This is a genomic window from Nostoc mirabile CHAB5784, from assembly GCF_020829645.1.
GTDB classification, from domain to species: domain Bacteria; phylum Cyanobacteriota; class Cyanobacteriia; order Cyanobacteriales; family Nostocaceae; genus Nostoc; species Nostoc mirabile.
This window is the reverse complement of record NZ_JAIVFS010000157.1, coordinates 1-11947: the sequence shown is the minus strand read 5'-3', so window position 1 is coordinate 11947 and position 11947 is coordinate 1. Positions and strand designations below refer to the sequence as shown.

Below are 11947 nucleotides of genomic sequence, written 5' to 3'. Positions count from 1 at the left end.
GTGGCGATCGCTTCCATGACACTGCATCAAGGACGACCGCCTGACCCCTCCTCGACTGTTCAATAACTTTCAAAGCTGTAGCCCTTATTCCGTATAGCTTAGAGCTTTTCTTAGTGCCATTCGACTATCTGCCTTCGCCAAGCTTTCAGGGGTGCAATCCTTAGCTTTATTAGTCGAAAATGCTCATAACTACAGTTTGAGGCGCTGGTCAGAGAAAAATCAGCGCTTTGAATAGCACGCCCCTTACTCAAATTTACCCCTCACTTAAATTTAGATTAGAGAGGGGAAAAGCGATCGCTATCTCCAAAACTGACTTATTCTTTTTGGTTGGTTTCGGCTAGACGTTGCTGCTTCAGGTTTTCCAACTGCTGTAACAGAGAGTCTACCTCTGCTTGTAAATGCATAAACTTAGCTTGCTGATCGTCTTGATAATAAGACTTGGTTAACTTACTGACCCAGTTAGCGTGGGACTCGCGATCGGAAACACTAGATAAACAAGTAGGCATCGCTAATTAAATCCAAAACTTAACTCACACCATTAGAAATATTATAATATTGCTTTTTTAAGCTTTATTAAATTATTGTATATTTTCAATCAATTACTCTAATGGATTTCAGATTCAATCATAAGAGACTGTGATCATAATGGCTGTGTTCCTGAGAAAACATTGCCCCAAGTGTGCAAAGCTTCCGTCCACTCGATGGCACTTAGCAATACTTAATTGATAGCCTGCCAATTATAGTTGTATTAATTGTTGTCGCTGTTATTGGGTAATTTACGTAAAAATTTACCTGTAAATTATATTAAATTACGCCAGATTAGGAAAAAATCTAGGGCGAAGCACTTGTCGTTCGTGTAGAGTCTTTGTACCACTTGCCTACGGCACGCTCCGCGAACGTGGAAGCAAGCTAGCAAGAGCGTCTTTGTCAAAATAAGGATAAAACTACTGCAAAAGAAAGGCTGCCTACTGCGTATTTTAAGCTAAAAAATGGAGAGATTAAAGTGGTAAAATACACATAAATACGTTCGCGGAGCGCCTTGCACAAAAGTGGCTTTTTGCAAAGTCGGAATAAGTGTTTCAGAGAGTTCTTACGTAAGCCCTATAAATTTGTCTATCATTTTTCACTCCGTCAGCATCCCCAGGTCGTCGTGGCGGTTATGATAAACTCACATTCTAAATAAAATAAAAATGGCAAAATTAAACGTCTGCACCACAAAAAATAATATTCTTACATAATATTCATTTTGGAATTAGGGGACTCTTAACTGGGACAGGGCAAAGAAAAATTCACTTTCTTCCTCTTCCCCATCCTGCACTTCCCTATGCCACCCTTTCTAAATATCCAATCCAATACATTAAGAAATTTTAAATCCCGTGACTTTGAGCCTGTCTGTTGCTAAATCTCATCGCCAACCCTGGCCCGGACTGATAGAAGCCTATCGCAAATACTTGCCTGTCAGCGAAAAAACTCCGATTGTCACTCTGTTGGAGGGTAACACACCCCTAATACCAGCGCCTGCGATCGCAGAACGCATTGGCAGACAAGTACGGGTTTTTGTAAAATACGACGGTCTTAATCCCACCGGCAGCTTCAAAGACCGGGGGATGACTATGGCGATTTCCAAGGCTAAGGAAGCAGGCGCAAAAGCAGTAATTTGTGCCAGCACGGGCAACACCTCAGCCGCCGCCGCCGCTTATGCAAGGCGTGGGGGTATGAATGCCTTTGTGCTGATTCCCGACGGTTATGTGGCGTTGGGCAAGTTAGCTCAAGCTTTACTGTACGGTGCAGAAGTATTGGCAATTAAAGGTAATTTTGACCAAGCCCTAGAAATTGTCCGCGAGATGGCCGAAAGCTATCCGGTGACTTTGGTAAATTCGGTCAATCCCTACCGCCTAGAAGGGCAGAAAACAGCAGCCTTTGAAATTGTCGATGCGCTGGGTGATGCCCCAGACTGGCTGTGTATCCCCGTGGGCAATGCAGGTAATATCACAGCATATTGGATGGGGTTTTGTCAATATCATCAAGATGGGAAGTGCGATCGCTTACCCCGAATGATGGGATTCCAAGCCGCAGGTGCAGCCCCCTTAGTGACCGGTCAGCCAGTAGCAAATCCCGAAACCCTAGCGACAGCAATTCGGATTGGCAACCCTGCTAGTTGGGAGTTAGCTGTTGCAGCCCAAACCGCAAGTCAGGGAAATTTCCACGCCGTTACCGATGCAGAAATTCTCGAAGCTTATCGACTTTTGGCAGCATCAGAAGGTATCTTCTGCGAACCTGCTAGCGCCGCTTCTGTAGCCGGGTTATTGCAAGTAAAAGACCAAATTCCTACAGGGGCGACAGTGGTTTGTGTCCTCACAGGTAATGGTCTAAAAGACCCAGATACAGCTATTAAACACAATCACAGTCAATTTAAACAAGGTATTGCAGCAAAATTGGGTGCAGTAGCCGAGGTAATGGGATTTTAAGCATTGTGGAACTAAACGCGATCGTAATAGCTAATTGAAAAATTGCGTAGGCATACCCCTACGGGGATCTTGCTAGCAAGAGCATTTTGTAGAGAAGGCGACCAAAAGTATCGCAGCCAGGATTTTTCAGTCTAGAGAGTGTCAAAATAATCCTAGATAATTTTTAAACACTAGTTGATCATCTTGTAATGAACGAAACACACTCATGATACAAGCCTCTAAATTTATTTATGGTTACTGAGCGACTTGCCTTGAGCGACTTGTACTGAGCTTGTCCTGAGCGTAGCCGACTTGTACTGAGCGGCGTCGAAGTAAGGGCGTAGTCGAAGTAAGTCGAAAGGAGCCGAAGTATGGGGATTATTAATTTTGAATGCGTGAATTTTGAATTCGGAGGGAAGCGACGTGACTCATTCTACTGATATTGCCACTTTAGCCCGGTGGATGGCAGCTGACTTTAGCAATCAAGAACAAGCTTTTGAAAATCCGCCTTTTTATGCCCACATTCGCGTGTGCATCCGTCCCCTTCCCTTGGAATTATTCTCAGGAGTAAGTTTGTTTCTCGAACAAGCTTATGATTTTATGCTCAATCAACCCTACCGGATGCGGGTAATGAAGTTGATTCCGGCAGAAAACCACATTGTTATTGAACACTACACGGTTAAAGAAGAACAAAAATTTTACGGCGCATCTCGTGATTTGGAACTTTTAAAAGTTTTATCTGTTGACCAATTGGAAAAAATGTCAGGTTGCAACATGGTTGTAGAGTGGACAGGTAACAGCTTTAAAGGTAGGGTTGAACCTGGAAAATGCTGCATTGTGGTTCGTGACGGCAAAAAGACTTATCTGGATAACGAATTTGAGATTGACGCTAAAGAATTTTTCAGCCTCGATCGGGGAAGAGATTTAGACACCGATGAACGTCTCTGGGGTTCTATCGCCGGCCCATTTCACTTTCTCCGATGGGGTAATTTTGCCGATGAAGTCAAGGTGTAAGAAGTCAGGAGTGAGGAATTAAAACTCATAACTCATAACTTATGGTCAACCTGTAATCAGGACTATCTAGCGATCGCCTAAACACTACCATCTTACTATCTCTACCTCAAAAACTTTGGATTTGGTTCATGATGTCCATCTAGCGATCGCCTAAAGACTACCAGAAACTCCAGTTAACCCACTATCTCTACCTCAGAATCCTATGCTATCATGGGTTAACTAGCGCCCTATGGCTACTAAGATATCTTATAAATATTAAAGTAGTTCAAGGAATTGTGCTGTGGCGGCATAGCCAAGTGGTAAGGCAGAGGTCTGCAAAACCTCCACCCCCGGTTCAAATCCGGGTGCCGCCTTAAGGCTTTCAGCCTTTTAGGACTTTCAGAAACAAGACAAAAGGCATTTTGATAGTCAAACTGATAGTCAAAAGGGTAACTTGACTATCTTTAGATATAACTAGACATCCAAGTGATATCTAAATGGCATCCACTAAGTTACCAGTTACCCTAAATGATGAACTCTACCAGCAACTACAATCCCTTGCATCGGCTAATGGGTTATCTATGGCAGCCCAAATCAGATACCTTATCGCTCAAGCCACCCAAGGGAAACTTCAGAGATTCAATAACCAGCCTGAATAACTCAATGGTTAACCTTAACCAGTCCTTAGACCGACTGAATACTAATCTGGACAGACAAACAGAAGCTATCGAGAAACTGATTAAGTCTTTACCTTCCAAATAGCTTCAGTGTCATAAACCACCCTAAAACCCCCTGCGATCGCTAGGGGTCTTTTTATGGGTCAGGGGTGTAGCTTAAGTCAGCACAAAATACCAGAATGATTACAAATGGGTTAACCCTATTGTGCCAGTTTCTACTTAAATATGCCAGTTAGATGCTGACTCAACCCCATAAAAGTCATGAGTTAGAAGCTTGACCACAATAGAAACATAATACGCTTGGGTTTCTTCCAGACCAAATAGTTTGTTCCAATGGGTTAAGACAATCTCAACAGTAGATGATTTGAGTTGTCCGATCTTGATTTGGGAATCAATAAGGTCTTCCATGAAACGCACGGTTAGTCTCTGGGATTCAGCCTTCCTAGATGCTTTATCAGCATCATCTTTTTTCTTTTTAGCTTCCTCGGCAAACAACTCATCAATCATTTTCTGATGGTTAGCGATCGCTTGTTGGAAATGTCCAGTCATTGTTTAATCCTTGGTTGGTTTCTAATACTTTGTCAACTTCAGTAGAAAACAGGTTGACAGATTAGTTATATATGGCAGGGAATAACCAATGAAAAAACCACACCGGATAAGTTTCAGGATTGATGATGATACCTACAACTGGTTAGAGGGGATGGGTAAAGACTCCCCCTTATCGGTAGCTGAGACAGCTAGGGAAGTACTAATGGTCAGTCGGATGTCAAAGGATACCAAGGTTGTTTATGGGAAGTGCCTAGAGTATTTAGGCTCCCTGGAATCAACAGAGTTCCTACAAGGGCTTGATGGGTTAATCGCGGTACTTAAGGAGGTCTTAACCAATGGGTAGAAAAAGTCATTGCCCTATTTGTGCGCTGAATGCTGAGGCTAGGCAAAGCTTTGAGGCTAAGGTCAACATGGGGCTACCAGCAACCGCACTAGTTGATTACCTGATAACTCTGGGGGTTCATGTGACACCTCAGCAGATTTATAGTCATAAAAAGCACAGTAAACCCCAGAAGCCCCCGGCAACTTACCAGGATGCCTCGATAGTCCCCAGACTGACCACCAATGTATCAGCAGATGGGTTAACCACTGATGACCGCCAAGAAAGGTTACTGGCGATCGCTCTGGAAGCTGTTGATTCCCTAGCTGCCCAGTTCAATGCTGATAATAACCTGCGGGTAGCTAGGATGCTTAAGGAGATGGGGGAATGGGCCTCACAGCTAGTCAAAGACAGAATGGCTAGAGAGGTTATCCCTGACCCTACTGTAGATGTCTCTATCATCCTTCAGTCTCTAGAAGCGCAGATGGGTATCCCAGAGGTTTATTTCCCCGAATCAGACCAAAAATATTAAATCCCTAGAGGAACAGAATCATGCTTAGAAAGCAACCAGCTACCAAGTTCAAGATGACCGCCAAACAGAAAGAGTTATTCAACCGACTGACTACTGAACAGCAAATAAGACTATTGCAAGTACTGGAACTCAAACAGTACCAAACAGGGCGCAAGCGGGCTATCAAGGCTACCAGGGCTAACAAGGCTGCTAGAGCTAAACAGGCTGCTAGGGCTAAACAGGTAACTGGAGGAACCGCGCTCGATAAAAGGGCTATGCTTCTAGATGATTCAGTAGGGATAACCCAGATGTATAGTAGCCAACTCGATTAGCACCTTTCATCGAAATATTTCGATAGCCTGGGAAATATTTCGACTAACTCCAATCCTATCAGTATCAGAATATGCCAAAATACATCAAAGTATGCCAACTGAGTAGTTACAAATTTAGTGCCAGATATTGACAGTAAAATAGCCGAAGCCAATAGCAAGCTTCGAGCCGCAAATACCAGAGTATCCATTGAACGCAAAGGTAACAGGCTCTGGCTGAGGGCAACACTACCGCCTAAGCCGCACATAAATAAACAGCAGCCTTACCAACAGAAAGTATCTTTGGATATCAACGCCACACCAGCCTTCCTTGCAAGCAGCTTTCATCAAGGCTAAGGCAATGGGGCTTGAACTGGACTCTGGGAAATTTTCCTGGGCTAACTGGATTGAGACACCAGAGGGGGTGGAGATAATATCTGAGTGGCTGCAACGCTTCGAGGACGACCATTGGCAACGCACTAAGCAAACAGACGCGGCGCTGACCACCTGGAAGGATTACCAAGGCATCTTTAATAAACTGGATCGCGATGCCTACGGCGGCAAGCTACGCACCCTCACCCTTGATGCTCTACTGGAGGTAGTGAGAGCCGCAAAACCAGATAGTCGCACCAGAAAAAAGACTTGCACCTATCTATACAAATTGGGGAAATTCGCCGCCGTTGATGGCGTAGAGAACACGGGGTGCGATCGCATTCCACACCTTGCCAATATTCCTTGTCGGGAAATTCGTCAACCTTGTTGATGAATAAATCAATATCATCAGCTAGTCCTGGACTCGCAAAGGGCGGTCATCTACCAGAGTGTCTGATGCCCCTTGATTACGCTCAACTTCTGGCAATCCATATCTACTGGGGTAGCGTGTGCGATCGCGGCATTCCCAGCAATGAAATCCAGCAGCCCTTCCCTGCTTGTGTCCATACCCAATAGCGATAAATCATTAAGATTACTCGCTGGACATCCCATATTAATTAGTGCTTTCAAGACGAGTTCTCCTAACTCTTGATCTGATAAATGCTCTATTGCACTCACAGCATCTAAGCCAGCTTGCTGGTTAACTTTCAATATGTCTGGTGTAGAATCGCTCATATCCCTGCTTGTTGAGTTGATCGCAAAGTTCCCAACTCGTCGCGTCATCGTAGGTATGATGTGAGAAACTAGTATGAACCGCGATCGCACAGGCTTTAAAATCCCTATCAGGGATTGAAAATGCGAAACTGGTATCAGCCTGTGGTTGTAGCTCCTCTGATACCGCAACTTCTGCCGCTTGCGCGATCGCTTCTTCCATCACAGGAGCGATCGCTTTTGCTTGTTCTGCAAGTTGTTCTTGGATAGCGCGATAGAGGCTAGCATTTTCTGCATCGGGTCGCTGCAAACCGTAGTTACTGCAATTGGGATTTTGACCGATTGCGATCGCAACGTTCCGAGTTGACCGACCAACCCAAAAAGCATTCTTGAGTGGGTCAGAGAACTCATTTTTATAACGTTCGTGCAGGGCTGCTGCTTCATCAATTACCCAGATGGTGGGGGTACGTTCTGGCAGTGGAAGTTCATAACTGGGGTCTGAGAACAATTCCTCGTCGATTTCCTCGGCTATCCTTTGGGCCTCAATAAGACGGTTGTCTACTTCCTCACCCATATCGGCTACACCCGCGATCGCACTTTCCCAGCCGCGATAGTTTGGTTTGATTCGCTTTCCACCAATGATCCACTCGGAATCGGGGAACTTTGGGTCAATCAGTACCAATTCAGGTGGCAAGCCGTAGACCGTCTCTAACTCTTGTTGGGCACAACATATAAGGTTGTTCACTAATACAGATTTGCCTGCACCCATACCCCCATGAATTAGACAGCTGAAGGAAACGCGAATGGCCCGCCTGAACCAATCTGGGTCATCAGGTTCGATGACTCTGGGTAGTTCTTTGGGGTCATCAATGATATTGCCAAGCAGGCAATCTTGGGTCTCGTACTTGGGAGCAAAGCGGAATTCCCAGATGCACTCGTCTTCGTCCCACTGGATAGCCGGCTCTCCCAACTTCACCAGTGAAGCAACCTCCTTAGACAGTCCCTCCAGTTTCCGAGCGTAACCAGGCTCAACGGCGATGGGTTCGTAAAATAAATCAGTAGGTACTGGTTGAATCCCTATCAGGGATTGAAACTTCTCAGTACCCAGAGGGAACCACAAAAGCTTGCGATCGCATCCCAGTTATTGCCAATGTTTTTGTATCTGGCAATTTTCAAGTCTTTCTCCTGGGTTGTCATTCCCCCAGGTGAGACTGTTAACGAGGTGTTTTGCGGTTTGGCTGGATTGGTGTAATCGTTATGCACGACAACTTTTTTAATGGTCTGTTTCATGTCCAACGACAACGACATGATTGTGTCGTCTATCCCATTACCTGACTTTTCACGGGAAGTCCTCAAGCCCCAAAAAAACGTGACTTTTTCCACAGGCTAATTCTCAATAGCTTTAAGTTAATGAAAATAGCTAACGAAAAAATCAGGGCTTGGAAAACCCTCAAAATGGGCTTTTCCACATACCGTGAAAAGTCAGATCCCATTACCAGCCGTTTGTGCTGCCAGCGGGTCTACTTTTGGCTGTGTCTGTTTCTGCTCTCTTTTGGCATTCTCGACAGCTTCTTTATCTTTTGCATTCATTTCCAAAACTCTCCATGTGCTGATTAATTTCTGCGATCGCCCTTCTCCTTCCTCTTAAGCCGCTCGGACTTCCCGCTCGGCTCGGAACTGCTCTACGGCAAGCTGATGCTTGCACTTCGCCCCCCGCCAGTGGCAATCTCCACATTCACAGCGATCGCTTTCCCATGTGGTGAAGCAAAATTATCACTCCTTGAGAAACAGAATATTCAACCTCAAGGTTAATAAGCATCCACTAATATAAGTGGGAAAATTATCCATAAGTGTATTAAATATTTCTAATTTAAAGCTAAGTAATTTATGGTATGCAATTAATAAGGGGCTGACGAGTAGTGCTGTCAGCCCCTTAAATGTTTTCAAATTCCACGATTATTATGATAGACATTTACAAAGTTAGTCGAGACGTTAACGGGGTTATTGTTGACCAGCGCGTGTCAGACGGATTTATCAATGGGACTGCCATGTGTGTTGCTCACGGAAAAAATATTGCTGACTGGCTTAGGCAAGACTCTGCTTTTGATTTAGTTGCTGCTTTAGCAGATAGATTAGGTATTTTACCCAATTATGGGAAATCCCATAATTTTGGAAAAACAAGGGTTTCAGAAGTTTATCCAAATCTTGTGATTGTAAAACGTGGCTCTCCTGAGCTTGGTGGAGGAACCTGGATACACCATAAACTTGCAGTCCATTTAGGACAGTGGTGCAGCCCAGCATTTGCCCTTCAAGTTTCTGATTGGATAGAAGAATGGTTACCTATGGAGTATTATCAACCTTACAAAACTATTACATAGGTATTTCAGCAATGCGATCGCAGGGATAATGAATGACTATTAATTGCGATCGCACCTTTTTGAAATGCGATGTACAGAATTTGTCAGCAATTAACAAAGATGTACACACCTATATACTTAGTCACTACTGACAAGAGAACAGGCGACTTAATAATAATCGCAGGCGAAGAAACAGAGGTATCAGTCAGTAAAGAAGGAAAGGCGAACTATGATTCCACAGAAGCCGAATTTTGATCAGATGACAACCAAACAGCTAAGGGCTTACATCCTGGCTCACAGAGATGATGAAGATGCAATACACGCAATGGCGATGCGTCTGCAGAATGAAGGAAAAACGGGTACAGTGGATGAATTTTTAGAACATCTCAAACAACAAACCCCAGAATGAAGATTTCCCTTCTTAAGAGCGATCGCACTTTTGCAGAAGTTAGGATTTGACTATCTATGTTGGGCAATTTTCCCAAAGGAGATGATAAATTGGAGCCAACGGCAGATCAATTAAAAGAGTTATACCGGGTGTGCGTGATGGCAAGCAATTTATTGCAGCCGATTAATGTAGTGCGTTTTGACGAACGCGTAAAAAGAATTTTTGTCCTGGTCGGCGAAACAATTGAAATAGAAATTTACCCTAACGGACGGTCAGTTGTATGACACAACCTAATTTTGACAACATGACACGGCATGAATTACTAGCTTACGTGCGATCGCATCCTGATGACGTGCAAGCATTTCATAGATACATGGATTTGTTACAAACCGCGCCGGGACGTGTGGCAGTAACCACCCCGGAAGAACTCGAAGCAGAAATGCGAAAGCGGATAGGTCAGGAAGCGCAATAGTGATTGACTTATGACACACCAAGAAAAAGCTCATTACGCAGAAGCAGGTATTTTCCGAAAAGAAATACAAAGCTAGATCCAGGTGGACAGTGGAAGAAACGACAAAAACTTTCTATGGCGATGGTGATTTGCTTGACCCAGAGCAGCCGGGTAGGCAAGGCTGGAGGTACTGGTCAAAATCAGATAAATCTAGATTCACTACTTCACCCCGCCGCAACCCAATTCGTAAAACCATCAACATCGCGGCATCCCTAACACCGAATATTGATTTATCCCCAACGCAGACATTGAGTAATTTTCCCAACTCATCCGCACAGAGCGATCGCCCTTTGAGCAAAACAGACGATTTCACCCGCTTGATGTCAGCAGTTTTGGCGTAATCCTCTGCCGACATCTGCCCCAGTCGCTGCGCTTCCTTCAGTACCCGCCGCAGCGCTGCCAGCATCTTGTTCGCTGTAGCGGGTGCATATTTTTCCATCAACGCACTGCGGATAGCCATCGTGTGCTGATAGGGCAGTTCTCCCCAAGGGCAGGACAGAGCATCATGGGTGTTGTTGGTGAGCAGGAGTGCGATCGCATCTAGCGCCTGCTTCATAGTGCGACGGCTACCTGTTCCCAACGACGCAGCGCCGTGCCTACCCAAAAATCCTTAAGCGATGGGACGGGAAAAACTGCGCCGTTTTGCGAATCAGGCGCGAAACTTCAGGAGAAGTCGCTACCTATAGAATCATTTCCATCTACGGGCAATTTGATTACCTCGTCACACTCGATCATTTACGAGAGTTGCTTTGGGACTTGGTTGGGAGACTAGGATTACCTAGTTGGTCACACCACTGCTTGAAGGCAAGATATGCTTTTTTAGCTAATTCTTCACTCATAAGTCACCAAGGTATTTATCAAGATATGCGATCGCATTTTCGGGGGTAGAGGTTGAAGACGCCTTGCAAAAACTGCTGATCATCAACGCCAACTTAATTGATGACTTGATGATTTTGGCTACTTTGCTGAGTATGTGGCAGGTAAGGCAGCTGCGACCCATCACCTTGATTGGATTACCGAACTAGTCACCGGGAAATCTTCTCAAGGATTAAACCTTGTTGCAGGGGATAGCCTCAGCATTTTAGCCCCAAGAGGAAGCACTAAAAGTACCTGGATTGCCATGTGGGTGGCGTGGGTGATTGGTCACAATCCCAGCATTCAAATTATTTATGTTTCTTATTCTGAGTCGGTTGCTTTGTCGCGATCGCAAGCTACCCGATTGAAGTGCAGCTACCGAGAATTCTTTCTCCAGCTTCCCAAACTCCAGCTACACCAAATAGGGGATTGCGATTACCTGCTGATTATGCGTTGTACGCTGCATTAGGGACAGTTACTGCTGGGGTGATTCTAACTGTAACTGGAGGTGATTATTAATGGGTAAAAATGGTGATGTTCCGCGATTTTTTAGTCTGCCACAAAGTAGTAGGATATCTTTCAAGGCTCCTAACAAAAAATCACGTCAGCGAAAATTAAGCGATGGTAATTCAATTCCTGATGATGCGATCGCGCCTCGACTTGCTTTTATAGAAGATTTTGAAGTTACTGTTACTGGCAGACCCAGAATATTTACACCAGAACAGATTTATAATTACAAGTTTGCCTGGAAACGCTATGAAGCTGGGATGGAATTAGTTCAGACTGGCAAAGCTTTGGAAGATGGTGATAATTACAAAGTATTAAGAGGCTGTTTGAAAAGTCGGAGAGATGGTAAAAAAGCTCTCTCAGTATACGCTGTGAATAGATAGTAGACAGCACTGAGAGAGCAACATGAGTAAAGCATACCCCAGCAATCTGACCCGTGCTC

The 11947-nt window shown here is 44.6% G+C and carries 22 protein-coding genes, 1 tRNA gene and 1 pseudogene; 17 read left to right on the top strand and 7 right to left on the bottom strand.

The features are described 5' to 3' along the window. Window positions 1–314 precede the first annotated feature (314 nt). Complete coding sequence (locus LC653_RS41365) at window positions 315–506, bottom strand: hypothetical protein (RefSeq protein WP_229501101.1); 192 nt, start codon at window positions 504–506, stop codon at window positions 315–317. Window positions 507–1376: 870 nt separating this feature from the next. Between LC653_RS41365 and thrC the strand changes: the two genes are divergently transcribed. From thrC to LC653_RS41345, 4 genes are all read left to right on the top strand, one after another. Next, window positions 1377–2468: a threonine synthase gene (gene thrC / locus LC653_RS41360; protein ID WP_229501100.1), complete on the top strand. Its 1092-nt coding sequence runs from the start codon at window positions 1377–1379 to the stop codon at window positions 2466–2468. Between the two features lie 402 nt (window positions 2469–2870). Further along, the gene (locus LC653_RS41355) at window positions 2871–3461 is read left to right on the top strand and encodes a chromophore lyase CpcT/CpeT (RefSeq protein WP_229501099.1); all 591 of its coding nucleotides are present in this window, start codon (window positions 2871–2873) and stop codon (window positions 3459–3461) included. Window positions 3462–3743: 282 nt separating this feature from the next. Next, window positions 3744–3814: transfer RNA gene (locus LC653_RS41350), tRNA-Cys, on the top strand. 123 nt (window positions 3815–3937) lie between these two features. Further along, on the top strand, window positions 3938–4099 hold the full coding sequence (locus LC653_RS41345) for a ribbon-helix-helix domain-containing protein (RefSeq protein WP_229501098.1): 162 nt from the start codon (window positions 3938–3940) through the stop codon (window positions 4097–4099). A 237-nt stretch (window positions 4100–4336) separates the two neighbouring features. Here the strand turns inward: LC653_RS41345 and LC653_RS41340 are convergent, their stop codons facing one another. Further along, window positions 4337–4666 carry a hypothetical protein gene (locus LC653_RS41340; RefSeq protein WP_229501097.1) on the bottom strand — a complete coding sequence of 110 codons (330 nt, stop codon included), beginning with the start codon at window positions 4664–4666 and terminating at the stop codon, window positions 4337–4339. 88 nt (window positions 4667–4754) lie between these two features. Between LC653_RS41340 and LC653_RS41335 the strand changes: the two genes are divergently transcribed. The 5 genes from LC653_RS41335 to LC653_RS41315 all read left to right on the top strand — a co-directional run bounded on the left by LC653_RS41335 (window position 4755) and on the right by LC653_RS41315 (window position 6567). Beyond that, window positions 4755–5009 (top strand): hypothetical protein, encoded by a 255-nt coding sequence (locus LC653_RS41335; RefSeq protein WP_229501096.1) that lies wholly within the window; start codon window positions 4755–4757, stop codon window positions 5007–5009. Next, window positions 5002–5517 (top strand): hypothetical protein, encoded by a 516-nt coding sequence (locus tag LC653_RS41330; RefSeq protein ID WP_229501095.1) that lies wholly within the window; start codon window positions 5002–5004, stop codon window positions 5515–5517. The genes LC653_RS41335 and LC653_RS41330 overlap by 8 nt, the downstream gene beginning before the upstream one ends. Window positions 5518–5537: 20 nt before the next feature. Continuing rightward, window positions 5538–5828, top strand: a complete 291-nt coding sequence (locus LC653_RS41325; RefSeq protein WP_229501094.1) for a hypothetical protein — start codon at window positions 5538–5540, stop codon at window positions 5826–5828. Window positions 5829–5945: 117 nt separating this feature from the next. After that, complete coding sequence (locus LC653_RS41320) at window positions 5946–6161, top strand: hypothetical protein (protein WP_229501093.1); 216 nt, start codon at window positions 5946–5948, stop codon at window positions 6159–6161. A 4-nt stretch (window positions 6162–6165) separates the two neighbouring features. Further along, complete coding sequence (locus LC653_RS41315; RefSeq protein WP_229501092.1) at window positions 6166–6567, top strand: hypothetical protein; 402 nt, start codon at window positions 6166–6168, stop codon at window positions 6565–6567. A gap of 50 nt (window positions 6568–6617) precedes the next feature. On the opposite strand, the gene LC653_RS41310 is transcribed toward LC653_RS41315, so the two are convergent. From LC653_RS41310 to LC653_RS47695, 4 genes and pseudogenes are all read right to left on the bottom strand, one after another. Continuing rightward, window positions 6618–6911 carry a hypothetical protein gene (locus LC653_RS41310; protein WP_229501091.1) on the bottom strand — a complete coding sequence of 98 codons (294 nt, stop codon included), beginning with the start codon at window positions 6909–6911 and terminating at the stop codon, window positions 6618–6620. Next, complete coding sequence (locus LC653_RS41305; protein ID WP_229501090.1) at window positions 6877–8007, bottom strand: hypothetical protein; 1131 nt, start codon at window positions 8005–8007, stop codon at window positions 6877–6879. The genes LC653_RS41310 and LC653_RS41305 overlap by 35 nt, the downstream gene beginning before the upstream one ends. Beyond that, window positions 7968–8270 (bottom strand): hypothetical protein, encoded by a 303-nt coding sequence (locus tag LC653_RS41300; protein ID WP_229501089.1) that lies wholly within the window; start codon window positions 8268–8270, stop codon window positions 7968–7970. Before LC653_RS41300 ends, LC653_RS41305 begins: the two co-directional genes overlap by 40 nt. Before the next feature lie 261 nt (window positions 8271–8531). Then, window positions 8532–8627: pseudogene (locus tag LC653_RS47695) on the bottom strand (hypothetical protein); the annotation flags it as partial. 197 nt (window positions 8628–8824) lie between these two features. Here LC653_RS47695 and LC653_RS41295 point away from each other — a divergent pair. The 5 genes from LC653_RS41295 (at window position 8825) to LC653_RS41280 (ending at window position 10104) form a co-directional block, all read left to right on the top strand. Then, window positions 8825–9265 (top strand): KilA-N domain-containing protein, encoded by a 441-nt coding sequence (locus LC653_RS41295; protein WP_229501088.1) that lies wholly within the window; start codon window positions 8825–8827, stop codon window positions 9263–9265. A gap of 69 nt (window positions 9266–9334) precedes the next feature. Next, window positions 9335–9499 carry a DUF6888 family protein gene (locus LC653_RS46600; protein WP_372478291.1) on the top strand — a complete coding sequence of 55 codons (165 nt, stop codon included), beginning with the start codon at window positions 9335–9337 and terminating at the stop codon, window positions 9497–9499. A 4-nt stretch (window positions 9500–9503) separates the two neighbouring features. After that, window positions 9504–9653 carry a DUF6887 family protein gene (locus LC653_RS41290; protein WP_229501087.1) on the top strand — a complete coding sequence of 50 codons (150 nt, stop codon included), beginning with the start codon at window positions 9504–9506 and terminating at the stop codon, window positions 9651–9653. 89 nt (window positions 9654–9742) lie between these two features. Further along, complete coding sequence (locus LC653_RS41285) at window positions 9743–9916, top strand: DUF6888 family protein (RefSeq protein WP_372478292.1); 174 nt, start codon at window positions 9743–9745, stop codon at window positions 9914–9916. Beyond that, on the top strand, window positions 9913–10104 hold the full coding sequence (locus LC653_RS41280; protein ID WP_229501086.1) for a DUF6887 family protein: 192 nt from the start codon (window positions 9913–9915) through the stop codon (window positions 10102–10104). The genes LC653_RS41285 and LC653_RS41280 overlap by 4 nt, the downstream gene beginning before the upstream one ends. Window positions 10105–10216: 112 nt before the next feature. On the opposite strand, the gene LC653_RS41275 is transcribed toward LC653_RS41280, so the two are convergent. Continuing rightward, window positions 10217–10747, bottom strand: a complete 531-nt coding sequence (locus tag LC653_RS41275; RefSeq protein ID WP_229501085.1) for a site-specific integrase — start codon at window positions 10745–10747, stop codon at window positions 10217–10219. A gap of 38 nt (window positions 10748–10785) precedes the next feature. On the opposite strand from LC653_RS41275, the gene LC653_RS41270 reads away from it, so the two are divergent. The 3 genes from LC653_RS41270 to LC653_RS41260 all read left to right on the top strand — a co-directional run bounded on the left by LC653_RS41270 (window position 10786) and on the right by LC653_RS41260 (window position 11888). After that, window positions 10786–11031 (top strand): hypothetical protein, encoded by a 246-nt coding sequence (locus LC653_RS41270; protein ID WP_229501084.1) that lies wholly within the window; start codon window positions 10786–10788, stop codon window positions 11029–11031. 85 nt (window positions 11032–11116) lie between these two features. Next, window positions 11117–11467 (top strand): hypothetical protein, encoded by a 351-nt coding sequence (locus LC653_RS41265; RefSeq protein ID WP_229501083.1) that lies wholly within the window; start codon window positions 11117–11119, stop codon window positions 11465–11467. Between the two features lie 49 nt (window positions 11468–11516). Continuing rightward, window positions 11517–11888, top strand: coding sequence for a hypothetical protein (locus LC653_RS41260; protein ID WP_229501082.1), 372 nt, complete (start codon window positions 11517–11519; stop codon window positions 11886–11888). Window positions 11889–11947 lie beyond the last annotated feature (59 nt).

What these genes read in the sequence shown, in the direction of transcription:
- LC653_RS41310 (WP_229501091.1), bottom strand. Translation starts at nt 6,911, where the DNA reads ATGAGCGATTCTACACCAGACATATTGAAAGTTAACCAGCAAGCTGGC.
- LC653_RS41365 (WP_229501101.1), bottom strand. Translation starts at nt 506, where the DNA reads ATGCCTACTTGTTTATCTAGTGTTTCCGATCGCGAGTCCCACGCTAAC.
- LC653_RS46600 (WP_372478291.1), top strand. Translation starts at nt 9,335, where the DNA reads ATGTACAGAATTTGTCAGCAATTAACAAAGATGTACACACCTATATAC.
- LC653_RS41325 (WP_229501094.1), top strand. Translation starts at nt 5,538, where the DNA reads ATGCTTAGAAAGCAACCAGCTACCAAGTTCAAGATGACCGCCAAACAG.
- LC653_RS41330 (WP_229501095.1), top strand. Translation starts at nt 5,002, where the DNA reads ATGGGTAGAAAAAGTCATTGCCCTATTTGTGCGCTGAATGCTGAGGCT.
- LC653_RS41260 (WP_229501082.1), top strand. Translation starts at nt 11,517, where the DNA reads ATGGGTAAAAATGGTGATGTTCCGCGATTTTTTAGTCTGCCACAAAGT.
- LC653_RS41335 (WP_229501096.1), top strand. Translation starts at nt 4,755, where the DNA reads ATGAAAAAACCACACCGGATAAGTTTCAGGATTGATGATGATACCTAC.
- LC653_RS41315 (WP_229501092.1), top strand. Translation starts at nt 6,166, where the DNA reads ATGGGGCTTGAACTGGACTCTGGGAAATTTTCCTGGGCTAACTGGATT.
- LC653_RS41345 (WP_229501098.1), top strand. Translation starts at nt 3,938, where the DNA reads ATGGCATCCACTAAGTTACCAGTTACCCTAAATGATGAACTCTACCAG.
- LC653_RS41340 (WP_229501097.1), bottom strand. Translation starts at nt 4,666, where the DNA reads ATGACTGGACATTTCCAACAAGCGATCGCTAACCATCAGAAAATGATT.
- LC653_RS41280 (WP_229501086.1), top strand. Translation starts at nt 9,913, where the DNA reads ATGACACAACCTAATTTTGACAACATGACACGGCATGAATTACTAGCT.
- LC653_RS41290 (WP_229501087.1), top strand. Translation starts at nt 9,504, where the DNA reads ATGACAACCAAACAGCTAAGGGCTTACATCCTGGCTCACAGAGATGAT.
- LC653_RS41295 (WP_229501088.1), top strand. Translation starts at nt 8,825, where the DNA reads ATGTTTTCAAATTCCACGATTATTATGATAGACATTTACAAAGTTAGT.